Below are 23,157 nucleotides of genomic sequence, written 5' to 3'. Positions count from 1 at the left end.
TACCCGTTCGTCGCGAGTAGGCCTTTACCTATTTAAATTAATTCTTCCGCCGCAGCTCATTGCGGGCCGCCTCCGCTTCGCCATGAGCGCCGGTGAAGAGGATGTGGTCGCCCAGCTCGAGGATCGTGTCCCCGTGCGGCGAGATTGGCTTGTGGTTGCGGTAGATTCGGCTGACCGTGATCTTGTCGATAAACGGCAGGGTGTGGAGCTCCCGCCCGGCGTAGCGCTGGTTGCGGACGGTGGCCTCGAACAGGCCGGCCTCGGTGTCGGTCAGCAGGTCGATGATCGATGGGCTTTCGATCATCGACCGCATGACGCTGGTCTCAACGTTGAAGGAGTTGAAGATTTCAACCTCCGCCGTCTTCAGACTGGTAAGCCGTCGTTGGTCGACGTTTGGGCTCTCCTGACTGGCGATCACCCGGCTGACCCCGTGCTTCTTCGCCAGGAGGGCCAGGCGGGCGTTCTTCCGGTCGTTTAGGAAGGCAACCACCAGGATATCGGTGTCAAAGTAATTCCCCTGGTCCAGAGTTGTCTCATCGACCTTCGCCAGGTAGGCCAGGTCGCGGACCTCGGAGTTGAAGGTCTTGTAGTTCTCCTCGCTGTCGGTCACCATCCGAATCACGTACCAGTTCTTGGAGAGTTGCTGGGCGATCGGCACCGTCACCGTGTTTGCGCCCAGGATGACGACCCGCTGCTTGATCAGGTCCGCCTTTTCCAGCTTGTAGGTCGAGTTGAAGACGATCGGGCCAATGATGCAGACGATTACCGCCGCCAGCACGAAGGCATCGGACTGGGTGCTGGTGATGGCGTGGAGGTTGCGGGCCACCTGCAGGGACGGCAGGACCAGGGTGATCGTCGTCACGGTCAGGAAGCTCCCGGCAAACGAGTTCCGCCGGTTAAAGCGCCGGCTGAAGATCAGCATCGTCGGCAGCTTGGCCAGGACGAAGCAGGCCACCAGGATCGGGATCAGGGCCAGGGCCCGCGGGTTGGCGAAGAGCTGGCGGATGTTGAGCTTAACCCCGGTCATAATGAAGAAGAACGGGATCAGGAAGCCGTAGCCGATCGAAGTCAGCTTCTCCTGGGTGGCCTCACTGGGTTCGAGCAGCTTCATGACCATCCCCGCCAAAAAAGCCCCGAGGATGTTTTCGGCGCCGACCCGCTCGGCAATGGTCACCAGGATGAAGATCAGGAAGAAGGCCAGCCGGATGTCCAGCTGGGTGGTCGCCTTGGAGATCTTGTTGAACCAGATGAAGGGCTGCTTGAACCGGCGCAGGAGGACGATCGCCGCCAGAAAGAGGAGGATGATCAGCCAAAGCCGGCTAGCGTTTCCCCCGTTGAGCGAGGCGTAGATCGTCAGAGCCAGCATCGGCACGACCTCCCCGAGGACCGCGGTCAGCAGGATCGTCTGCCCTGCCGGCCGGCCGAGAATTTCCTTTTCCTTAAGGGTCGCAATCACCACGCCCAGGGCGACGGTCGAAAAGAGGATCGTTGCCAAAAAGACGTCGTGAAAGAGGCCGATCTGGTTGAGGATGATCCCCAAGACGGCCGCGCTGACGATGACCAGGCCGAACGCCTGCCCCGCCAGGTTGACCGGCGACTTCGGGTTCGGGGCCGCCCCCGGCTGCTTCTTGAAGAGGTCAAAGTTGATTTCCATCCCTGACAGAAACATCAGCATCATGACCCCCAGCGTCGACATCAGGCTGAGCGCCTCAGTCGTCGTCACAACGTTGAAAAGGCTCTTGCCAAGGATGATCCCGGTCACAATCTCGGCCACAGCTGTCGGGACACTGGAGATGTTGAAACGTGCCATCACCAGCGGGATCAGCAGAGCCGCCACCATCACAATCAGGAGGGATAATTGTTCCATCACGTTCGCTTCCTATTCATTAAAAATAACCTTTCCTATTATATACCAGGCCCAGTGACTTGAAAATCATTAAGTTTTCAGATAAACTATTGAGACGTCGTAATTTTTACGGAAAAGCGTTATAATTTATATATGTAAACGTTACCAACAATACTTTTCAGAGGAGCTTTTGATTATGGTTAACAAATTATCAGCTTGCACCAGTATTTTGATCGGTAAGGACGCCAGCATCGACGGCACGATCATGATCGGCCGCAACGAGGATGCAAAGGCGGCCTGGCCGAAGCACATGGTCGTCCACCAGCACGGCGAGATGCCGACCCACTTCATCTCCAAGGAGACCAAGTTGGAGCTCGACCTGCCCGCCGACAGCGCCCGTTACACCGCCACGCCTGAGTGGACCGACAAGGTCGGTGTCTTCGAGGAGGACGGGATCAACGAGTACGACGTCGCAATGAGCGCCACCGAGAGTGCCTACTCCAACAGCCTGGTCCTCGGTTACGATCCCCTGGTCGAGCACGGGCTGAACGAGGAGGCAATGGTCACGGTCGTCCTCCCTTATATCAAGACCGCCCGTGAAGGGGTCCAGCGGCTCGGTAACCTGATCGCCAAGTACGGAACCGGTGAGACCAACGGGGTCCTCTTCGCCGACAACGACGAGGCCTGGTACTTCGAGTCCGGGGCCGGTCACTACTGGGTTGCCCAGCGGATCCCGGACGACTCCTACGCCGTGGTCGCCAACCAGCTGGCCATCCAGGAGATCGACTTCACCGACAGCGACAACTTCATGTTCCACCCCGGCATCCAGGAGTTCGTCGACAAGCATAACCTCAACCCGGACCCGACAACCTTCAACTTCCGCAAGATCTTCGGCACCGCGGACCGGTCGGACGCCGTCTACAGCGAGCCCCGGGTCTGGATCGGCCACCAGCTGTTCAGCCCGAAGCAGGCCACGAATGAGGCGCCGGAGTCAACGGAACTGCCGTTCTTGATGAAGCCAGACCGCAAGCTCTCGATCTTTGACGCCCAGCGCTACCTGAGCAACCACTACGAAGGCACCGAGTTTGACCCGATCGGCACCGGCAAGTCCGGCCACAAGTACCGGCCGATCTCCCTGGCCAAGACCCAGGAATCCCACATCCTGCAGATGAACCGGCCGGGGGCTAACATCCACTGGCTGGCGATGGGGGTTGCCGCCGAAAGTACCTACGTGCCGTTCTTTGCCGGGATCACCGACGTGCCGGCACCGTATAAGCGCGGCAAGCTCCCCGCCCAGCTGAATTCGGCCTACTGGATCTTCAAGCACGTCAGCGTCTTGGTCGACAGCCACCTGCACGACTTCCTGCCCTTGCTGCGGGAGGTGCAAAAGGAACGCAACAGCGCCGCCATTGAGATGATCGCCAAGACCGATCGTGAGGTCAAGACGATGACGGGCGACAGCCGGGCCTCCTACCTGACCATGCAGAGTAGCGGTTACGCCATCGATACCCTCAACGCCTACAAGAAACTAGCACTGGCGCTGATCACCAAGATGACCGACTACTGCGAGCTGAATTTCAAGACCGACGAAAACCTGTAATGATATGATGAATCCCCGATCAGTGTGTGGTCGGGGATTTTTTATGTTTGCAGGAACGAACCGGTTGAGGGTGCTTAACAGGCGTCCTTTTTTGTTGCATAAAAATCCCGTGTAGCGCTCTACAAACTGTAAAGTGATACATGGGATTTCATTTACTGTTAACTTAATCTTGTTGTTCGTGCTTCTCCACGGCCGTAACCAGCTCATCGAGGGACTGGCTGCCGAAGATGACCGGGTCGTCACCGATCATCGTCGCCGGCACGGACATGATCTTCTTGTCCTTGCGTAGTTCTGGGAAGTGCTGGAGGTCGATCATCGTGGCCGTGATTCCCGGATTCAGGGAGGCCATCCGCTGGCAGGCCGCGACCACGTCTGGGCAGAAGTGGCAGGTCAAGGAGACCCCGATCCGGATGTCCACCGGGCCGAGCTGCTTGATCCGATCGGCCATTGCCGGCGCGATCGTCTGTCCCGGTCCCGCCACGTTGTAGACGCCGAGGACCAGCGAGTTCAGCTCGTGACCGGTCGGGATTCCGGCATAGTGGAGGCCGGTGTCGTTGCCGTCGCTGTCCAGGAGCTTCAGCATCGGCAGGTACTGGTCATCCCCCTTGACCGTGGTCAGGGAGAAGTGGTCGTCGAGGCCGACAAACTCGGTGACGAAGCTGACCAGCTGCTGGCTGAGGTCACTATCGTTGGTGTTGACCTGGAAGGTGACGTCCTTGGTCAGGCGGTCAAAGATTGGCCGCAGCTGCTGGTCGATATCCGCCGTCAACCAGTTGCCCTGGTGCGGCGTCACCTCTTCCTGGTGGTCCAGCTGGGAGGTCTGCCCCACCGTTGCGGCTGGCTTCTTGGCTACCGCGGCGTGAATTGGGATCCCCTGCTCCTGTTTCTGGGCAGTGACATAGGCCTCGGCGGCGGTGGCTGCCGAGGCCCCATCCGCGGCGGCCGTGATGATCTGGCGCAGCGGTTTGACGATCACGTCCCCGGCCGCGTAGGCCCCCGGCACGTTGGTGGCACCATTGTCATCGGTCTTGACGTAGCCAGCCTGGTCCAGGTCAACGATCCCGGCCAGGTGCTTAGTCGCCGGTTCGGTGCCGACGTAGATAAACATCCCAAAGGTGTTGTCCCCCTCATCGACGTGGTAGACGGTCTCCTTGCCGGTCTTGTTGTTGACCAGGGTCGCGCTGGTCAGGTAGTCATTACCATCGACCCGCTTAACCTCGGTGTTGTACTCGACGCTGACCTTGGGGTTGTTGAGGGCCCGGGCGGCGGTCAGCGGTGGACAGGTGAAGTGGTCACCACGGACCAGGACCGTGACGTGCTTGCCGAACCGGCTCAGGTAGTCGGCTTCCTCGGCGGCCGCGTAGCCACCACCGACTACGAAGATCTGCAGGCCGGTGAAGAGCTCACCGTCACAGGTCGAGCAGTAGGCGATCCCCCGGCCCCGGAACTCGTCTTCACCCGGGAAACCGACCTTGCGCGGGTTGGCCCCGGTGGCGATGATCACGCTACGGGCCTGGTAGGTCGCCCCGCTCTTGCCGGTCAGGGTCTTGACCTCACTGGCAACGTCGTACTTGGTGATCTCATCGTGCTTGATTGTGACGCCAAAGTCGGCCACCTGGCGCTGCATCTGGTTCATCAGCTGGGTGCCGTCCACCTTTTCAACCGCCGGGTAGTTGTAGACCACCGAGGTCGTGGTGACCTGACCGCCAACCGCATCGCCCTCGACAATCAGGGTGTCCAGGGTGGCCCGCCCGGCGTAGAGGCCCGCGGACAGACCCGCGGGACCGGCACCGACGATGATTAAATCATATAAATGTTGCTCACTCATCGGCGATCACCAGATTAAAGCTTGCCGACGAGGTCGAGGCTTGGCTTGATGGCGTCCTGACCCGGCTTCCAGTTGGCAGGGCAGACCCGGTCACCGTGTTCACGGACGAATTGCGCGGCCTGCAGGGTCCGCAGAATCTCGGCAGCGCTCCGGCCGATGCCCATGTTGTTGATGGTGTAAGATTGGATCTTGCCATCCGGGTCGACGATGAAGACGCCCCGGTAGGCCTGCCCAGCGTCCTCGTCTAAAACGTCAAACATCCGGGCCAGCTTGCCAGCGGGGTCCGCCAGCATGTGGTACTTAATCTTACCGATCCTCTCGGAGGCCTCGGCCCAGGCCTTGTGGACGAATTCGGTATCCTCGGAGACGGAGTAGATCTCGGCGTCGGCCTGCTTAAAGTCTTCGTACTTGTCCTGCAGGGCCTCGAGCTCCGTTGGGCAGACAAACGAAAAGTCGGCTGGGTAGAAGAAGAAGATACTCCACTTGCCCAAAACGTCCTTCTTGGTAACTTCAACCGTCTTGCCATCCTGATATGCGTTCACCTTAAAGTCTTCAATCTCGTGTCCGACAAAATTCATGAATATCCACTCCTTAAATTAGAATGATTATTAACTACACCCTTATTATAACGGTTTGGTCCGGTTATTCAAGAGCTAATTTAGATTTATTCTAAAAAAGACCGTAATGATTGCTCATTACGATCTTAATTCCTTAATCTTCACTTATCGTTCTTAAAACCGAGGGTCCACCGGAGGCCCTGCCAGATGGCCCGCGAGACGGACTGCCGGCCGGTTTTCCGCTCAGCGCTCCGCCGTCGCGTCGAATCTAATCTCGATGGCTCCGCAAGCAAAAGGGAGGTCTCATGGCTTGCGGCCGCGGACCGGGCCGATTCGGCGTCCGGTGTCGTTTTTGTTAAGCCTTCCTCATCAGCTGGCTGGGTAGTGGCTGTCGGCTGTGCCGAACTTAACGCTGACGACCCAGAAGCGGTAGTTGCCGGGGCGGTCGGTTGGGTGTCCTGCCCACTAGTTTGGGCTGGTGCCGTCGGTTGCGAAGCCGGGCTCGTCTTTCTGTGGGGCCGATTCGGGCTGGGCCGAGGCTGGTTCCGTTGGCTGCGTGGACGCGGCGGGGCCTTCCGGTTCTGCCGTCGGTTGGGTTGTTGCCCCTGGGGCGGTGGCCACCGTTACCGGAGTTAGTGATGATGGTTGTGTGGGCTGGTCAGCCGGCTCGGTCGGCTGGACGGGTGTCGTCGGCTGGGATGCCGATTCAGGTGCCAACTTCTGCGCAGTTGGTTGCGACCGGGTCGGCTCGTCAGTTGACCGTTGCTGTGCAGCCGACGTTGCCTGCGTCGGGGCGCCGGCTGGGGACCGGTCGCCGTCGTGAGATTCGACCGGACCGGTAGCTTGGCCCCGCCTCACCTTTTCGGATGACTGGCTGGGTGCCGCGGCATTCGTGCTGGTGGCAACCTTTGCACTGGCATTGCTCTTGAGGGCCTTGATCGCATTGTTGATCGACTGGACCGTCATATCGACCATCGTCTGGGGAGACAGCTGGGCCCCGTCCCGTTCCTCCAGAATGCTCTTCCCCATCCAGACCGTCTGATCATAGACAGACCGGGTTCTGGTCGGGGCATTCCGGTAGTAATCCGTCCCGTGGACCCGGGCCTGGTCACTGACCAACCGTTCCAGCTCTTGATAATTAACCTGCGTACTCATGCGACTCCCCCATTTCTAACGTACTTATACATCTAGTATATCAGTTTTTTAGCACTGGGCCGTAAATAAAAAAGGGCTACGGCAAACACCGTAACTCTCATTCAAAACTTTAATTACCAGCTGGCCTTCCGGACGCCCGGAATCTGTCCCTTGTGTGCCAGCTCCCGGAAATTGATCCGGGACATCCCAAACTTACGCATGTAGGCGTGGGGACGGCCATCGTAACGGTCACGGTTATGCAACCGGACCGCGCTAGAATTTCGTGGCAGCTTGGACAGACCGATGTAGTCGCCCTTGGCCTTCAATTCCTTACGCTTGGCAGCGTACTTCTTAACCAATGCTTCTTGATGATGTAATTTAGCAATCTTTGACTTTTTTGCCATATATAAGCTGTTTCTCCTTTTAATGTAATCAGCGTTTCATTACAACAATTTTAAAACATCTGCGATAATCATTCATCTTACATTCTGCCAGTTTTCCTAACTTTTTACAAGTGAAATGGCCACTTATTTGTTTAAGTTTTTCTTAAAACGCTCGTACTCGGCGACGTATTGATAACGATCATTATAATTCTGGAGGAGTTCGTCGTCGTGGGTGTAGGCAAAACCGGTATCCATCATCTTCTGGTAGAGCTCCTGGTACGGCAGGTCACTGGCAGCGGCCAGGGCCTTCTCACGCTCCCGGTCGTAGGCAACGTGCCGGAAGCTGGTGGCAGCCATCCCCTGGTCGTCAACCTCAAGGATCAGGTAGTGGGCACGCAGGTCGCGTTGGAGGGCTGGCCAGTGGTTGAAGGGTTCGCCAACTGCCCCTGGGTTGAGGACAAGCCGTTCATCGGTCCCGTAGCGCAGGAGGTCGTGGTGGACGTGGGCGTAGATCGCCACGTCGATCGGCGGCTGACCGGGCTTGGTAACAAAGAGCTGGTCGAAGTTCGCCGAGTCATTGGTCGGGAAGAGGTCTTGACCCATGTTGAGGTCCGGCAAGTTATGGGAGATGCCGAAGTGCAAGGGTCCCACCTGGCGGGTCACTTGCAGCGGCCAAGCGGCGAGCTCGTCGACCATCCCCGGCGCAGCGTGCTCAGCCACGTACTGGGCCAGGCGACCGAAGTAGACGTGCGAGGGCTTAGCCATGTCCATCTGGCCCCGGGTACCGACCACCACCAGGTCATCCCAGTTGCCCCGGACAATGACGGTTGGGGCCATCGTTTTCACCAGGTCCCAGATGGCATTGACGCTCGGTCCCGGCATCAGGAGGTCCCCCACAAACCAGTACTCATCCACGCCCTGGGCGATACTGTCCTTATACATCGCCTGCAAGGCCGAACTATTACCATGCACGTCTGAAAACACCGCAATCTTCTTTTTCACGTTGCCAACCTTCCTTTCTACTATATTAATATAGCGAATGTCTGGCTAAATTGCCACTCAATTACCCCTTGACGCTGGACCCGGCCCTGGTGCTAGACTGGATAGGACACTATCGCGAAAGGAAACCAACATGTCAAAATCACCAACCGTTTCGATCAGCGACCGCACCCGGCGGCTGATCACCACGATCCTCCTGCTCTCAACCTTCGTCAGCCTGGCCAGTCAGACAATGATGGTCACCGCCCTGCCGGTCATCCAGCACGACCTCCACGTTTCGCTCAACGCCGCCCAGTGGCTAACCACCGGCTACACGTTGATCATCGGGATCGTCACCCCGCTCTCCTCCAACATGTATGATAAGTTCACCAACCGCCACGTCTTTTTGAGCATCATTGGGACTTTCATCGTTGGGACCCTGTTGGGGTGTTTTGCCACCAACTTCTTCACCTTGCTCCTGGCCCGGCTGATCCAGGCCAGCGCCAGCGGGATGCTGATGTCGTTTCAGATGACCACCATGATCTCGATCTACCCGATTGAGAAGCGGGGGTCGATCCTCGGCCTCTCCAGCCTGGTGATCTCGGCCGGGCCCGCCATCGGTCCGACCCTGGCTGGCTTTATCCTCCAGGTTCTCCCCTGGCGGTGGCTGTTTATCCTGGTCCTCCCCTTCATGGCCCTGGCCTGGATTGGCGCCTACTTCAAGCTGGCCAATTTCTCCCAGCCCCGCGACATCAAGATCGACTACCTGTCCGTTTTGATCTCCTTAATCGGGTCCGGGCTCACCCTGGGCAGCCTGACCGCCTTCCAGGAGAATGTCTGGCTGGGGTTAGCCATGCTGGTGGTCGGCCTGGCGGTGATCGCCGTCTTTGTCAAGCGTCAGCTCCACCTCACCAACCCGATGCTCAAGGTCCAAATCTTCAAGTACTCCTCGTTTCGCCTGATGACGACTGTCGGTATCTTCGCCTTCATGGTCCTGCTGGGCACCGAGCAGCTCCTGCCGATTTTCACCGAAAACGTCACCCACACCGGGAGCTTTGTCTCCGGGCTGATCCTCCTCCCCGGGGCGGTCTGCAACGCCATCGCCGCCTCAATCGTCGGCCGGCTCTATGACCAATACGGACCGAAGTGGCTAATCATCACCGGTGGGGTGATCATGCTCCTGGCCTCGATCCCGCTGGTCACCATCTCACGTGACTCGTCGCTGTGGGTGTTGACAATCGCCTACGCCATCCGGATGATCGGCAACGCCTGCGTCTTCAGCCCGGCCCTGTCGGCGGCCTTCGCTGACCTGTCACGGGCAGAGAACAGTCACGGCACCGCCCTCAACAACACCCTCCGTCAGGTCTTCGGGGCCGTCTCGGTCACCATGCTGGTGGTCATCGCCGAGATTCCGGCCTCTTTGATCATCGGCATTCGGATTGCCATGTGGGTCACCGTCCTGCTGGTCATCCTGATGATGCTGGCCTTTGCCCGCTATCTGATTAAACAAAAGCATTAACTTTTCAGCGAATTGCGCGTATCCTAATCTAAGTAATATTGAAAATCAAGGAGGCTTTTCATGGATTCTCCAGCCGCAACTGGTAAATTCCCCCGGGGCTGGCACCGCACCTTTTACACCCTCTGGCTCGGCGCCTTCATCACCGGGATGGGCTACTCAATGACGATGCCCTTCATCTCTCTTTTCATCAACGAACTCGGTCACTTCAGCCGTTTCCAGCTGAACTTCTACTCCGGCCTGGCCTTTGCCATGACCTTCATCAGTCAGGCAATCGTCTCCCCACTCTGGGGAAGCCTCGCCGATCGGAAGGGGCGGAAGCTGATGTGCATGCGGGCGTCCGGGGTGATGGCCTGCACGATCTTCGTCACCGGACTCTCCCAGACCGTCTGGATGATCATCGGGATGCGTTTCCTCCAGGGGGTCTTCTCCGGCTACATCAACAACGCCACGGCGATGATGGCCGGTGAGACCCCTCACCAACGCTCTGGCTGGGTCATGGCCGCTATGACGACCGCCGGGGTGGCCGGTAACCTGGTCGGCCCACTGCTCGGTGGGGCCCTGTCCGGCTTCTTCGGCTACCGGATCCCCTTCTTCATCACCGGGGGACTGATGTTTCTGGTCTTCCTGTCGACCTGGCTGCTGACGACGGAGCACTTCAAGCCGATCCAGAAGACCGCCATGAAGCCGATGAGGCAGATCGTCGCGGAACTGGACAGCCCTAAGCTGATCTTCGTGATGTTTCTGACCACCATGATCGTCACCGCTTCCACGATGTCGATCGACCCAATCATCAGTCTCTATGTCCGGTCACTGATGCATAACCACGGGAACGTGGCCTTCGTCGCCGGGGTGGTCGCCGCCACGCCGGGTCTGGGGACGTTGATCGCCGCCTCCAAGATCGGTCACACCATGGACCAGATCGGGCCCGAACGCGTCCTGCGGGTTGGCCTGACCGTTGCCTTCGTCCTCTTCATCCCAATGACCTTCACCCACTCACCATGGTCACTGGCCTTCTGGCGCTTCCTGCTGGGGCTGGCCAACGCCGCTTTGATGCCGGCTACTCAGACCGTCTTGACCCTGGACGTGCCAACCGAGGCCTTCGGGCGGATCTTCTCCTACAACCAGTCCTTCCAGGCCGGTGGGGCCGTCCTCGGTTCCCTGCTGGGGTCGGCGATCTCCGGGCTGTCGTCCTACCCGATGGTCTTTGCCGTCACTGGGCTGACCCTGCTGGTTAACCTGGGCTTGGTTCTCACGGTCCGGACACCGAAGAAAACATATTAAAAGTCAAAAGAGCTTCTCAGCTGCACGCTGGGAAGCTCTTTTTTCGTTAATATTACAGCTGACAGGCAGCCCCAACGACCGGTTCCTGGGCGATCGCCAGTTGATCGGCGGTGATGTTCACCCCGTCGACGGCCAGGCGCTGGGCGCGGAGAATCGCTAGTTGGTTAGGAGCCCCCACCACGAGCTGGACAGTCGGGAAAAGATGGGCCAGGGCGGTACTGACGATCAGGTCGTAGTAGGCGGTGGCGGCGCTCATCATGAGCAAGAGCGGGGTCTGACTGGCTACGGCCTGGTCAAGCACCCGCTTAACGGCCTGGCGGGTCGCGAGCCCGGTGACCGCCAGCGGCACCCCCTCGGCCAGCAGGTCATGGATCAAGGCCGTGTTGAACTGGCCAGCCGTCATCACCGGAACCTGGACATAGGCGTTGTCGCCAAGCAGGCTCAGCTCCTCAGCCTGTCGCCGCATTTGCCGAGACGTGGTGACGGTCAGCGGCAGGAGAAGGCGGTGGCCGGCCAACTCACCCGCCAACTGCCGGACGTCAACGTGGGCGCCGGTCGGGTTGAGGACCAGGCCGCAGCCGTCATCAACCTCTGCGACGGCCGTGACCATTGCTGGATCCGCACTGCTGATGAAGAATCCACCCTGATATGATGTTTGCACAATATTCGCCCCTCTTTAACTAGACCAATTTTGAATACACTCCTATCATTGGCCATTACTGTCTTGATATCAAGCACTTTTTAGTTATTGTACCATTTTCAAATTAAATTTGCCCCACGCTATTAGCATTTATGTAATTAATATTAAAATAGTAATTGTAAAAGTAAATTATTAGGGGTGATTATAATGAAGTAAAATAGTTCTGTCCCTAAAAAGCTCTCGTTTATCTCGATCTACTTTTTAGGGATCAATGGTGTCATCGGGTCCAGGACCTTCCTGCTCCCGTCTGTTATCTATCGTTACATGAACCTGACGGCCGTCCTCGTCCTGCTGTGCACGGCGCTGACGGTTTCGATGATTGCCCTCTGCTACGCCGACCTGTCGAGCCGGTTCAAGGGGTCCGGGGCAGCCTGGCTGTATTCCTACAACGCCTTTGGCCGCTTCACCGGTTATGAGCTTGGTATCTTTACCTGGTTCCTGGGGTGCTGCACCCTGGCTGCCGAAATCGTGGCCCTGTTGACCACGCTGAAGAGCTTCCTGCCAGTCTTTGATAACCATGTTGTCTACTACGGGACGGCGATGGGGCTGATCATCCTCTTTGCCATTATTAATTTCTTCGGCCGGGACCTGGTCAAGGCGGTCAACAACATCTCCGCCGCTGCCAAGATCCTGACCCTGATCGTCTTCATCATCGTCGGTGTCTTCTTCATCCACAAGGCCAACTTCTCGCCGGTAATCCCGGCGGCAGGCATGACCGGTGCCGGCCCGTTCCTCAAGCACTTCGGGGCGGCCTTCACGCCGATCTTCTACCTGTTTACCGGCTTCTCGTTCCTACCAATTGCCGCTAAGCAGATGAACAACCCAGAGAAGAACATCCCCCGGGTCCTGATCGCGGTCATGATCAGTGTCACAATTCTCGACGCGTTGATGATGATCGTCGCCATCGGGATTGCCGGATCCCGGCTTGGCGGCTACTCTACGCCACTAGCCAGCGTGTTTGGCGATGCCATCGGCAAGTGGGGCTACACGGTGATCATCGTCGGGATGCTGATCAGTATCTTTGGGGTTGCCTTCTCAGCCTCGTTCAACGCCCCATCCCTGGTTGCCTCCCTGGCCAACGAGCACGGGATGCTGCCGAAGGTGATCGGTAAGAAGAACAAGCACGATGCCCCTTGGGTTGGCATCATCCTGACGGCCATCCTGACCGCCGCCTTCGCCACCCAGAGCTACCTCTTCCTGGTATCCTGCACCGTGCTGGCCTCCTTCGTCCAGTACGTCCCGTCAATTCTCGCGGTGATCAAGTTCAAGCACACCAACGAGTTTCCGAACCACGGCTTCAAGCTGCCCGGGAAGTACATCATCCCGGCACTGGCCCTGGTGGTCTCCTGCTACATGGTCACCAACTTCACGGCCAAGACCCTGTTAGTCGGAACCGTTGTGGCGGTGCTTGCCGCCGTTGCCTACTTCTTCATCGACAAGGATGAGGAGGCTGAGCGGCGTCACGAAAGCTTCCTCGCGGCCCTGCGTAACGAAAAGAAATAGTATTTAAGACGTAAAAAAATCCGTTCAGTGTGAGCTGGACGGATTTTTTTACCATCAAGCGGGCTGGATCTCCACCAGGAGCGGGTCGGCCGCCCTGCTCAGGCTGGCCGGGTCATCCTGGTAGGCGGCGTAGACCCGGCTGATCTTCCCCTTGACCGGGGACTTGAAGGTTTCAACCGCCTTGCCGCCCTCGATGTCGATCAGCTGGTCGTGCTTGTCGACCTGCTCGTCAACCTGGGGCGTTGCCAGAAAGGTGATGTCGCCGAGCTCGTCGATCACCTGGCTGGCCAGGCCGACCTTGACCGTGCCATTGTCCTCCTGCCACCAGAGACCGTTACTTTCCCGGTGAACCGGGGCCTGGTGACTGAACAGGTGCTTGAACCAGTCAACAATCTTCTGCCACATGGTCTCACCCCCTCAGTCAGCCAAGATCAGGTCGGCCAGGTCATCGGCACTAACCTTGCCGAGGTTGGCGGCGAGGTCACCGGCGACCAGGGCGGCGACCAGACTTGGCTTGTCGAGCTTGGTCCCAATCAGGTGATTCTCAACGACGTGCGGGTCACCGGCCGTGAAGAAGTCCCCGTAGATCCTGGCCTCAGTGATTCGGCCATCCTTTTCGTTGAAGTTGAAGGAGACGGTCCCAATCGGGAAGTGCTTGGAAACGTAGTGCTTAAAGCCCGGGTTCTTCCCGTAGTTCCACTCGTCGGTCCGGTACTGCTTGTCCAGGCGCTGGTCGATGATGGCCCAGTCGTGGTCGGTTAGGTGGTAGGTCTCGACCTGATCCAGCGAGTCGACGCCGAACATATGACAGAGCAGGTAGTTCTTAAAGTCTTCCGTTGTCCAGCCCTGGTACTTGGCCGGCAGGTAGGGTTTGATGTTGGTGACCCGGGCATCGACGGATTTGACCCCCTTGGAGGCCAACTTGTCCTTCTCCGGGGTCAGGACCTCACTAGCGGCGGCCATGTTCAGATCAAACATGACCGTACCCCCGGCGGCATAGGAGTTGTCACCCTTGACGATTGCCATCCCGGAGAACTTCTTGCCGTCGATTGTCATGTCGTTACGGCCGCTAACCTCAGCCGAATCAACGCCGAGATCGTGGAGGGCATCGACGACCGGGTCCCCGATGGCGTGGAAGTCACCAAACTTGCTGGTGTCACCGACGACGATGTTTTCAAAGACCAGGTTACCGAAATCATGGTAGACGGCCCCGCCACCGCTGGACCGCCGTACCAGTTCGATCTTGTGCTGCTTGAGGTATGGCAGGTCAATCTCGGCATAGGCATTCTGGTTAACGCCGATGATGACGGACGGCTGGTTGATGTAGCAAATCAGGCCGTGGCCCGGCAGGCGCAGGTCGTTGATCAGGTAATTATCCAGGGACTGGTTGACCAGGGCGTCGTGGACGGGCTGGCCATTGCGGCTGGTATCAATAAGGAACATTTTATCCACCTTCTAATTAATTTGAATACGGTTACATTCTATACCTTACCGGCAATTATTAACAGTGTTTTAGCTTGTGACTATTAGCACTTGCCCTATCTGCCGGAAGCGGTCATAATAGAGCGATGGATATTCAAATGGGAGGAAAACTATCATGAACCAAATCAGTAAACTGACCCTGACCCTGGTTGCCTGCCTCGGCGTGGCCGGTGCCAGCACGGTTGCCGTCAACACCGCCCCGGTCATGCCGGTCGTCCAGGCCGCCAGCAGCGAGAACCTGGCCCTGGCTAACCGCAACATCGCCGACTACCTCGCCGACTGTCAGCAGTACGAATCGAGTGACAAGCAGTTCCGTGGGTTTTACCAACATCAAGCAGATCACCTACACCAACAGGCATACGATCAAGGTCGACGTCAACGCCGAACTCTTCCAGCTCAGTAAGGCCCGCCGCACGCTCCTGATCGACACCATGCAAAATGGCGTGATCGGCACCCTGATGGACAATGGTCTGGCCAACTTCAGTCAGACGGCCATCCAGAAGGGTTGCAAGACGATGATCTACCTGAACGGTCATGTGATCGGCCGCAGTGCCGCCCACAACTACCGGCAGATCAACTGGAATAAATAAAAGAATGCCACCGACCAACTTTGATCGATGGCATTTTTTAGAATTGGCTGACGGCGGCCACGTCCAGGACCACCGTCACGTTGGGGTGGCGCTGGAGGACCGACGCCGGAACGTCCGGGGTGACTGGTCCCAGAAGGCTCGCCCGGATCGCCGCGGCCTTCTCTTTACCGAAGGCCAGCAGGATGACCCGCTTGGCGGCCATGATCGAGGCGATCCCCATCGTGTAGGCGTAGCGTGGCACCTGTTCTGGCTGGTCAAAGAAGCGGGCGTTGGCGTCAATCGTCGACGGGGTCAGGGCCACCCGGTGGGTATGGCTATCAAAGGTCGTCCCGGGTTCGTTGAAGCCGATGTGGCCGTTGCGCCCAATCCCCAGCACCTGTAAGTCGATCGGGTGCCGGGCCAGAATCCGGTCGTATTCCCGGGTTACCGCCCCGGCGTCAGGGTTGGTCCCATCCGGGAAGAAGGACTCCTTGAAGGGCTTGGCGTCAAAGAGGTGCTCTTGCATGAAGTAGTGGTAGCTCTGCGGATCAGTTGGCTTGAGGCCCACGTACTCGTCCAAGTTGACCGAGCTAGCCTGGCTGAAGTCCAGGTCACTCTCAGAAATCAGCTTGTACAGCTCCAACGGTGTGCTCCCGGTCGCCAGGCCCATCACGTGGAGCTGGTCGCACTGGGCCAGGTCAGCCACGATTTTAAAGGCCTGGGCGCTGGCCGCAGCGGCCGTCTGTTCTTTAATGATTTGCATGATTATCACCTCACCTATTACGCCCTTATCCTAACATTAAACAGAAAATGGTGGAAACCCGATCGCGGATTTCCACCATTATTTTAATTATTCTAGTGCGTCAACTTCCGCATCCCCGACAGGGCCTCCATGACCAGGAAGGAGAGGATGTAGAGGGCGGACAGGCAGCCCATCGTGACCGCCAGGCTGTAGCGATCCATCAAGAGGCCGATGACCACCGAGGAGAAGCCGCCGATTGCCCGGCCGACGTTCATGATGATACTGTTGGCGGTGGACCGGATCGCGGTTGGGTAAAGGCGGCTGATGACCGCCCCGTAACCGCCGAACATCCCGTTTGAGAAGAAGCCGATCAAGGCACCAGCGAGGATCAGGGCAATGGCGCTCTTGACCATCAGGATCGTAAACATGACCACGGCGGACCCAAGCAAGAAGATCCCGAAGGCCCAGCGTGGTCCAAAGCTGTCCATGATCGTGCCGAAGACCATCATCCCGATGCTCATACCGATGATCGTGGCCACCATCCAGAGTGAAGAGCCGGACACCGACAGGCCCTGCTGCTTCTGGACGATCGACGGTAACCAGTTCATCAAGCCGAAGTAGCCGGCGATCTGGACAATCGTCATCACCATCAGGCCCAGGGTCTGCAGGGCCAGGGCCGGGGTGGCAAAGAGCCGGCTGACCGCGATCTTCTCGTGGGTCTTAACCGCGTGGGCGTGGGCGGTCAGGAATTCGCTACTCTCGTGGACGTGGCGCCGGATGAAGAAGGTCAGGATCACCGGGATGACCCCGAGCAGGAAGAGGGCGTTCCAACCGAATGCCGGGATGATGTAGGCCGCCATCACGGCCGCGAAGATTGCCCCGACCTGACCACCGATCGCCGCAACCGAGGTCAACCGCCCGATCAGCCCGGGCTGGAAGTTCTCGGCGATCAGGGCAATGCCGACCCCGTATTCACCACCGGCCCCGATCCCAGCCAAAAACCGCATCGTGTAGATCATCGGCAGGGTGTGGGCGAAGAACATTGCCGCCGTGGCGAAGGCAAAAATAAAGATCGTATAGGTGAAGGTCTTGACCCGGCCGATACGATCGCCGACAAGTCCGAAGATGGCGCCACCGGCCAGCATGCCCAGGTTTGTGATTGAGCCGATCCACCCGGCCGCCGTACTCGAGATGTGCAGCTCGGCGATGATCGGTGCCAGGGCAAACGACAGAAACATGATGTCCATGTTTTCCAACGAGAACCCCGCCGCGGTAGATGCCATCACCCACCGCTGGTTCGTCGTCATTGTGCTTCCAAGATGCGTACTTGTTTGTTGCATATTCAATTAAGCCTCCAAAATTGATGCTCGCTGACATCGTTTATTTTGTGTTGCCCGTATTATGGCACGGGCGATTAGGAAATGCAAACCGACCGGTGGCGAGGTAAACCGTTCTATGTGACCGCGGGACGGTGGCTGGGGCGCTGATGAAATTTTTAATTTAACTCAAAAAGCGGCTGGGAGAAAACTTTGGTTTCTCACCAGCCACGATTAGTTTTCCGAATGTTACAATGCAGTTACGGGAAACCTAATAGGCTAGCTTCGCATCGTAAGCGCACCCTTAGCGTCTAGCGCAGCGTAGCAAGTCTATTTGACTACGAACGAAGGCCGACCTTCAGCGTTAACCTCCGTCCTAGGCTAGCCGTACAGGGTGCCGAGAAGCTTATTTCCCAGTCTCTAGTCATCTGGAATATACTTAAGAACCTCATGACCGCCTGTCGTCAGTAATAATAATAACCGGTCGTTCTCAATTCTGTAGCACAGAACCCAATCATCGTTGTAGTTTCTATCCACATGAACATACCAAACGGTTGGATGCGTCCCCTTAATTATTCCTAACTTATGTTTTCGCTTTAATTCGGCCACGTTATTCTCAACGATTAGTTTAACAACTTCCTTTAGCCTTTCAATATCATAATGTTTGCGCTTCAATCTCTTCACATTACGTTTGAAAGTTGGTACCTGCTCAATCTTCATCCAATGACGCCGCCCAATCATCAAAGTCATCAAACGTTTCTACTTGGCCCCGATCAGCTTCGGCAATGGCTTGATTGAGTTCCGAAGTCGCCTTGGGCGTGAATGGCAATTTATTGTCCTGAGTAACTCGCTTAAGGTAAAGCTTAATGCCGGTCGACAAATCCAAACCCATGGCAGAAAAGGTTCTGACGGCATCCTGCTTTAAGTCATCATCAATTTTGATATTAATTTGTGCCATATCAATCACCTCTCAGTAATTATTATAGCACTTTATGTATATTGGTTATATACTTTGTATTTATTGCTTCTTATTATTTAAACCAAAAAAAGAACCCCTGCCAGGCAGGAGTTCTTCGGTATTATGATTACTTTCCAGTATTGCGACGACGTTCTGCGATACGAGTAGCCTTACCAATACGTGCCCGGAGGTAGTACAGCTTAGCACGACGTACCCGACCATGACGGAGAACATCGATCTTCTCAACACGTGGTGAGTGAAGTGGGAAAGTCCGTTCAACACCGACACCGTTACTGATCTTCCGAACAGTGTAGGTAGCGCTGATACCAGCACCGTGGCGCTTGATAACGACACCTTCAAACATCTGGATACGTTCACGTGAACCTTCAACGATCTTGGCGTGAACCCGAACAGTATCCCCGGCACGGAAGTCAGGAATATCATCACGTAATTGACTAGCAGTAATCTTTTCGATCAACTTGTTTTGACGCATTATAATTTCTTTCCTTTCGCCGACATTCATGTCCCAACTGGGGCAGCGGAATACCGTTATTCACGGCTAAACAGCCAATAACTACTATACAAGCTTTTCGCCTAACTTTCAAGGCCTATTTCGGTGTTCCTGGTTGATGATCGAATGGCGCAACCCGTAGGCAAAGTAGATCACCAGCCCGATCGCAAACCAGCCAATCATCAAGATCTTGGCGTCAATGTTGAGTCCCCAGAAGATCACGGCCGAAAACAGAGCCGAGATTGCCGGCAGGACCGGGTACCAGGGCATCTTGAACTGGGCATCAGGGAGGTCCTTCCCCTCACGCGGGCGCAGGGCGTAAATCCCCAGGGAGACGAAGATAAAGGCCACTAACGTCCCCGCTGAAACTAGCGTTGCCAGAAAAGTGAACGGGAATACCGAGCCTAAGATCATCGCCAACACGGTGATTAGCCAGAGGGCGTGGTTAGGAACGTGGCGGTCGTCAATCACGCCGAGCCCCTTGGGCAGCAGACCGTCACGCCCAAAGGCATAGATCAGCCGCGACGAGGCCAGCAGGATGGCGATCAAAGCGGAGAAGATCCCGACGATCGCCACCACCGAAAGGAGGTTGGCCGTGAAGTAGTGGCCGGCATGGCGGAGGGCCCAGGCAGCCGGCTCCGCGTTGTTGGCGTAGCGGTCGTACCTGAACATCCCCACCAGGACCAGGGAGACGGCAATGAAGAAGCCGGTCCCCAGCACCAGCGTTCCGATCAGACCGCGGGGCATCGTCTTCTGTGGGTTACGAGTCTCGGCGGTGTTGGCTGCGATCGCGTCGAAGCCGACGTAGGCAATGAAGATTTGGGCGGTCCCGGCCAGGATCCCTTGCCAGCCACCGAAGCTGGTGCCCGGCCGGTGCGGCGGGATGAAGGGCACGTAGTTTTTGGCCTGGATGGCGGTCGCCCCGACGACGATAAACATCAGGATCACCAGGAGCTTGACCGCCACGATGACGTTCTCAATCCGGCTCACCTGATGGAGGCCGCGCGAGATCAAGATGCCGACGACTAGGATCGCCAGGGCCGCCAGGATGTCGACGTAGGAGCCATGGCCGGGATCAAAGCCGCCGGTGAGGGCCCGGGGTAGCTGGATGCCGAGGCTGGCCAGAAAGCCCTGCATGTAGGCCGACCAGCCCGAGGCGACGAAGGCCACCGAGATGAAGTACTCGGCCAGCAAGGCCCAGCCGGCGATCCAGCCGAAGAACTCGCCGAAGAGGACGTTGATCCAGGAGAAGGCCGACCCAGCGAAGGGCAGGACCGAGGACGTCTCGGCGTAGGCCAGGGCGGACAGGCCCGCCCCAATCGCCGCCACGATAAAGGCCAGCGGGACAGCCGGGCCGGTGTGCTCGGCCGCCACGATTCCGGGCAGGGTGAAAACGGCCGTGCCAACCACCATCCCCGTCCCCAGGCCGATCAGGTCGATCGTCGTCAGGCTGGGGGTCAACTTGGAATCCTTGGCCTCATAGACCGCGGGATCCTGTTTCCATAATAAACGTTGAATTAGTTTTTTCATCCATCTCACCATCAGTCGGGCACGTCCGGATCTTCTTCGAGCTTGATGTCCTCCAGCATTCTCTGCTGCTCACGGGTCAGCTTGGCCGTCTTGAGGAGGTCGGGGCGCCGGTGGAGGGTCCGTCGCAGGGATTCGCGCATCCGCCACTCCCGGATCTTCTGGTGGTTACCGCTGGTCAGGACCTCAGGCACCTTCATCCCCCGGAAGTCCGCAGGCCGGGTGTATTGAGGAAACTCCAGCAGACCGTTGCTGAAGGAGTCGCCCATCGGGGAGGCCTGGTTGCCTAGTACGCCCGGGACGAAGCGGACGGTGGCGTCGATCATCACCATCGCCGCCAGCTCGCCCCCGGTCAGCACGTAGTCCCCCAGGGAGGCCTCGTCGGTGACCAGGTGGCGGATCCGCTCGTCATAGCCCTCGTAGTGGCCGCAAATAAAGGTCAGGTGATCCTCCATCGCCAGCTCCTGGGCATAGTCCTGGTCGAAACGCCGGCCGGCCGGGTCCATCAGGATCACCCGCCCCTTCGGATATGTGTTCTTAGTCTCCTCCTCAATCGCCGCCATGGCGTCAAAGATCGGCTGGGGCTGGAGGAGCATCCCTGCGCCCCCGCCGAACGGGGCATCGTCGACATGGTTGTGCTTGTCAGTCGTGTACTTACGAAAGTCGGTGACGTTGATGTCGAGGAAGCCGCTCTCCTGGGCCCGCCCGACGATTGACTCGCCCAGCGTCGCCTGAAACATATCTGGGAATAAGCTTAAAATATCAATTCGCACTATTCTAGTCCTTCCATTAATTCAACAGTGACTACCCCGGCGTTTAGGTCGACGTCCTTAACCACATCGTCAATCACCGGCAGAAGGAGGTCCTGCTTGCCGGTCCGCTGGACAACCCAGACATCATTAGCCCCGGGTGAGAGGATCTCCTTGATCTTCCCGAGCTCGTCCCCATCGACCGTCTTGACAACCAGGCCAATGATCTGGTGGTAGTAGTACTGACCATCTTCCAACGGTTCCTGGTCTTCCCCGCTGACCATCAGCTCATGGTCGCGGAAAGTCTGGACGTCGTTGATGTTGTCATAGCCGACGAACTTCACCAGGATGAAGCCCTTGTGCTGGCGGGCCGACTCCACCATCAGCTTCAGCGGGTCGCCATCGCGTTTGAGGTAGAGGTCCTGCCCCGCCGCAAAGCGCTCGTCAACGAAGTCAGTGGTTGGCATCACCCGGACCTCACCGCGGATGCCGTGGGTATTCACAATCTTACCAACGTTATAAAATTCCATGTTTCCCTCCTAAAAATGGTAAAACCCCCCACAGGTTGGTGTGGGAGGTTTTATTTAGTGTCGATGATCATTAATCAGTAACCGGATCTTCTTGGCGTTGCTACGTCGAGAACGGGCGCCCTCGACGACTGTCCGTAGCGCTGCAGCGACGTGTCCCTGCCGGCCAATCAGCCGACCCACGTCCGCGCGATCAACGTTAACGGTGTATCGCCGAAAACGGTCACTGTCGGACACCGTAATCGAAAGTGATTCCGGATGTCGTAAAAGTGGGGTTACTAAACTACGAATCAACGCTTCGATATCAGTCTCGGTCATGATCACTCATCACTACTTCTTTGCGGCGTACTTAGCTTCGTGGAACTTCTTCATAACGCCAGCCTTTTGCAGCATGTTACGAACAGTGTCAGAAGGTTGTGCACCCTTTTGTAACCAATCCATAACGGCGTCTTCGTCGAACTTAACTTCCTTTGGAGTAGTCAACGGGTTGTAAGTACCTAATGAAGTGATGAAACGACCATCACGTGGGGAACGTGAGTCAGCGACAACAATCCGGTAGAAAGGACGCTTCTTTGAACCCATGCGCTTTAAACGAATTTTAACGGACATTCTTTTGCACCTCCCTAATTTCTTTTAACAGATAATAATATACCAGCCTTCAAATAGAATGTAAAGTAGTTTTTCTTGACAGGCGGAAATTTTCTAAAATTAATTTTGCTTCCGCCGGTGACCGGCCAGGCCAAGTGCGGCCATCAGGGCGGTCAGTCCTAGGACTAACGCACCCTTTTCATGCTGGCTGCCAGCCTGCGGTAGCCGAGCACTTGTTGACTGGGTAGCTGGTAACGTCTGACGTACTGGTGAGGTCGGCTGCTGGTTCAGCGTGGTAACTTGACCAGGCGTTGCCGGCGTTGGCGCGGACAGCTGTGTTGGCGCCGTTGGTGTCGTCGCTGGCTTCGTCGGCTGCGTTGGCGCCGTTGGATTCGTTGCTGGCTTCGTCGGCTGCGTTGGCGCCGTTGGATTCGTCGTCGGTTTAGTTGGCTGCGTCGGCTGGCTGTAGATTAGGTAGGCTTCTGTAACCTCTTTTGGCGTCGCGGACGTCCAAGCAGTATCATGCGGATCACCGTACGATACATCACCATTGTCTTGATGATCAATCAAGTCCCAGTTACCACTACTAACGCCACGACTTTGTGCATCGCGTGTAGTCAGAGAAATTGTCTGCGGCGTAGTAACCGCCTTGAAGCCTTTCTGGTCAGTAGTCAAGTCGGCTACCGTGGTTGGATCGACTGTCCAAGTCTCACTCGCTGGCTCGGATGGATCAACAACCGTTTGCTCGTTAACCGTCTTCGTGGCGACCCGCTTGCCAGTCACCGCATCGGTGTAGTAGGTACCATTCAAGGTAACGCTTTGCCTGGTGTCATCTTTAAGCTGCTTCCCATCAACTGTA

26 protein-coding genes are annotated in these 23,157 nt (G+C 57.2%); 6 read left to right on the top strand and 20 right to left on the bottom strand.

Annotated elements, in window-relative coordinates; translation table 11 throughout:
* Window positions 1-37: 37 nt before the first annotated feature.
* Window positions 38-1,867: a monovalent cation:proton antiporter family protein gene (locus FD34_RS01810; RefSeq protein ID WP_057806224.1), complete on the bottom strand. Its 1,830-nt coding sequence runs from the start codon at window positions 1,865-1,867 to the stop codon at window positions 38-40.
* A gap of 175 nt (window positions 1,868-2,042) precedes the next feature.
* On the opposite strand from FD34_RS01810, the gene FD34_RS01805 reads away from it, so the two are divergent.
* Entirely contained in the window at window positions 2,043-3,446 is a 1,404-nt protein-coding gene (locus FD34_RS01805) for a C69 family dipeptidase (RefSeq protein WP_057806222.1), read from the top strand.
* Between the two features lie 163 nt (window positions 3,447-3,609).
* Here the strand turns inward: FD34_RS01805 and FD34_RS01800 are convergent, their stop codons facing one another.
* The 5 genes from FD34_RS01800 to FD34_RS01780 form a co-directional block, all read right to left on the bottom strand.
* On the bottom strand, window positions 3,610-5,274 hold the full coding sequence (locus tag FD34_RS01800) for an FAD-dependent oxidoreductase (protein WP_057806219.1): 1,665 nt from the start codon (window positions 5,272-5,274) through the stop codon (window positions 3,610-3,612).
* Window positions 5,275-5,288: 14 nt separating this feature from the next.
* Window positions 5,289-5,852, bottom strand: a complete 564-nt coding sequence (gene ahpC, locus FD34_RS01795; protein ID WP_057806217.1) for an alkyl hydroperoxide reductase subunit C — start codon at window positions 5,850-5,852, stop codon at window positions 5,289-5,291.
* Window positions 5,853-6,296: 444 nt separating this feature from the next.
* A complete protein-coding gene (locus FD34_RS01790) occupies window positions 6,297-6,986 on the bottom strand; it encodes a hypothetical protein (protein WP_057806215.1) in 690 nt (229 codons plus the stop codon).
* A gap of 113 nt (window positions 6,987-7,099) precedes the next feature.
* Window positions 7,100-7,369 carry a 30S ribosomal protein S14 gene (gene rpsN / locus FD34_RS01785; protein ID WP_057806213.1) on the bottom strand — a complete coding sequence of 90 codons (270 nt, stop codon included), beginning with the start codon at window positions 7,367-7,369 and terminating at the stop codon, window positions 7,100-7,102.
* A gap of 123 nt (window positions 7,370-7,492) precedes the next feature.
* Window positions 7,493-8,350 carry a metallophosphoesterase family protein gene (locus FD34_RS01780; protein WP_057806211.1) on the bottom strand — a complete coding sequence of 286 codons (858 nt, stop codon included), beginning with the start codon at window positions 8,348-8,350 and terminating at the stop codon, window positions 7,493-7,495.
* A 130-nt stretch (window positions 8,351-8,480) separates the two neighbouring features.
* Here FD34_RS01780 and FD34_RS01775 point away from each other — a divergent pair, with 130 nt between their 5' ends.
* Together FD34_RS01775 and FD34_RS01770 are read left to right on the top strand one after the other, a co-directional pair.
* Window positions 8,481-9,845, top strand: coding sequence for an MFS transporter (locus FD34_RS01775; protein WP_057806209.1), 1,365 nt, complete (start codon window positions 8,481-8,483; stop codon window positions 9,843-9,845).
* Window positions 9,846-9,905: 60 nt separating this feature from the next.
* Window positions 9,906-11,126, top strand: a complete 1,221-nt coding sequence (locus FD34_RS01770) for an MFS transporter (RefSeq protein ID WP_057806208.1) — start codon at window positions 9,906-9,908, stop codon at window positions 11,124-11,126.
* Between the two features lie 52 nt (window positions 11,127-11,178).
* Here FD34_RS01770 and FD34_RS01765 read toward each other — a convergent pair whose 3' ends face one another.
* Window positions 11,179-11,787 (bottom strand): beta/alpha barrel domain-containing protein, encoded by a 609-nt coding sequence (locus tag FD34_RS01765; protein ID WP_057806206.1) that lies wholly within the window; start codon window positions 11,785-11,787, stop codon window positions 11,179-11,181.
* 225 nt (window positions 11,788-12,012) lie between these two features.
* On the opposite strand from FD34_RS01765, the gene FD34_RS01760 reads away from it, so the two are divergent.
* Window positions 12,013-13,329 (top strand): APC family permease, encoded by a 1,317-nt coding sequence (locus FD34_RS01760; protein ID WP_162255392.1) that lies wholly within the window; start codon window positions 12,013-12,015, stop codon window positions 13,327-13,329.
* A 54-nt stretch (window positions 13,330-13,383) separates the two neighbouring features.
* Here FD34_RS01760 and FD34_RS01755 read toward each other — a convergent pair whose 3' ends face one another.
* Both FD34_RS01755 and FD34_RS01750 read right to left on the bottom strand, forming a co-directional pair.
* Window positions 13,384-13,734, bottom strand: a complete 351-nt coding sequence (locus FD34_RS01755; RefSeq protein WP_057806202.1) for a biotin/lipoyl attachment domain-containing protein — start codon at window positions 13,732-13,734, stop codon at window positions 13,384-13,386.
* Between the two features lie 12 nt (window positions 13,735-13,746).
* Window positions 13,747-14,772 carry a lipoate--protein ligase gene (locus FD34_RS01750; protein WP_057806200.1) on the bottom strand — a complete coding sequence of 342 codons (1,026 nt, stop codon included), beginning with the start codon at window positions 14,770-14,772 and terminating at the stop codon, window positions 13,747-13,749.
* 154 nt (window positions 14,773-14,926) lie between these two features.
* On the opposite strand from FD34_RS01750, the gene FD34_RS08730 reads away from it, so the two are divergent.
* Together FD34_RS08730 and FD34_RS08725 are read left to right on the top strand one after the other, a co-directional pair.
* Complete coding sequence (locus FD34_RS08730) at window positions 14,927-15,214, top strand: hypothetical protein (RefSeq protein ID WP_235805960.1); 288 nt, start codon at window positions 14,927-14,929, stop codon at window positions 15,212-15,214.
* The gene (locus tag FD34_RS08725) at window positions 15,111-15,401 is read left to right on the top strand and encodes a hypothetical protein (RefSeq protein ID WP_235805959.1); all 291 of its coding nucleotides are present in this window, start codon (window positions 15,111-15,113) and stop codon (window positions 15,399-15,401) included. The genes FD34_RS08730 and FD34_RS08725 overlap by 104 nt, the downstream gene beginning before the upstream one ends.
* Before the next feature lie 37 nt (window positions 15,402-15,438).
* Here the strand turns inward: FD34_RS08725 and FD34_RS01740 are convergent, their stop codons facing one another.
* From FD34_RS01740 to FD34_RS01695, 11 genes are all read right to left on the bottom strand, one after another.
* On the bottom strand, window positions 15,439-16,143 hold the full coding sequence (locus FD34_RS01740) for a glucosamine-6-phosphate deaminase (protein WP_057806197.1): 705 nt from the start codon (window positions 16,141-16,143) through the stop codon (window positions 15,439-15,441).
* A 92-nt stretch (window positions 16,144-16,235) separates the two neighbouring features.
* Window positions 16,236-17,462 carry an MFS transporter gene (locus tag FD34_RS01735; RefSeq protein ID WP_057806195.1) on the bottom strand — a complete coding sequence of 409 codons (1,227 nt, stop codon included), beginning with the start codon at window positions 17,460-17,462 and terminating at the stop codon, window positions 16,236-16,238.
* Window positions 17,463-17,858: 396 nt separating this feature from the next.
* Window positions 17,859-18,158: a type II toxin-antitoxin system mRNA interferase toxin, RelE/StbE family gene (locus FD34_RS01730; RefSeq protein WP_083479780.1), complete on the bottom strand. Its 300-nt coding sequence runs from the start codon at window positions 18,156-18,158 to the stop codon at window positions 17,859-17,861.
* Complete coding sequence (locus tag FD34_RS01725; protein ID WP_083479778.1) at window positions 18,148-18,396, bottom strand: type II toxin-antitoxin system RelB/DinJ family antitoxin; 249 nt, start codon at window positions 18,394-18,396, stop codon at window positions 18,148-18,150. The genes FD34_RS01730 and FD34_RS01725 overlap by 11 nt, the downstream gene beginning before the upstream one ends.
* Before the next feature lie 127 nt (window positions 18,397-18,523).
* Window positions 18,524-18,889, bottom strand: a complete 366-nt coding sequence (rplS, locus tag FD34_RS01720) for a 50S ribosomal protein L19 (protein ID WP_057806193.1) — start codon at window positions 18,887-18,889, stop codon at window positions 18,524-18,526.
* A 108-nt stretch (window positions 18,890-18,997) separates the two neighbouring features.
* Entirely contained in the window at window positions 18,998-20,437 is a 1,440-nt protein-coding gene (locus FD34_RS01715; protein WP_057806192.1) for an APC family permease, read from the bottom strand.
* Window positions 20,438-20,448: 11 nt separating this feature from the next.
* Entirely contained in the window at window positions 20,449-21,207 is a 759-nt protein-coding gene (gene trmD / locus FD34_RS01710) for a tRNA (guanosine(37)-N1)-methyltransferase TrmD (protein ID WP_057806190.1), read from the bottom strand.
* On the bottom strand, window positions 21,207-21,713 hold the full coding sequence (gene rimM, locus FD34_RS01705; RefSeq protein ID WP_057806188.1) for a ribosome maturation factor RimM: 507 nt from the start codon (window positions 21,711-21,713) through the stop codon (window positions 21,207-21,209). The genes trmD and rimM overlap by 1 nt, the downstream gene beginning before the upstream one ends.
* 54 nt (window positions 21,714-21,767) lie before the next feature.
* Window positions 21,768-22,028 carry a KH domain-containing protein gene (locus FD34_RS08315; RefSeq protein ID WP_083479789.1) on the bottom strand — a complete coding sequence of 87 codons (261 nt, stop codon included), beginning with the start codon at window positions 22,026-22,028 and terminating at the stop codon, window positions 21,768-21,770.
* A 12-nt stretch (window positions 22,029-22,040) separates the two neighbouring features.
* Window positions 22,041-22,319 carry a 30S ribosomal protein S16 gene (gene rpsP, locus FD34_RS01700; RefSeq protein ID WP_057806187.1) on the bottom strand — a complete coding sequence of 93 codons (279 nt, stop codon included), beginning with the start codon at window positions 22,317-22,319 and terminating at the stop codon, window positions 22,041-22,043.
* Between the two features lie 99 nt (window positions 22,320-22,418).
* A partial coding sequence (locus FD34_RS01695; protein ID WP_202812838.1) for an LPXTG cell wall anchor domain-containing protein occupies window positions 22,419-23,157 on the bottom strand: 739 nt, incomplete at its 5' end.

Origin of the sequence: Limosilactobacillus pontis DSM 8475 (assembly GCF_001435345.1) — a bacterium.
Classification (GTDB): Bacteria; Bacillota; Bacilli; order Lactobacillales; family Lactobacillaceae; genus Limosilactobacillus; species Limosilactobacillus pontis.
The sequence above is the reverse complement of the archived record's forward strand: the minus strand, read 5'-3'. Positions and strand labels throughout refer to the sequence as shown.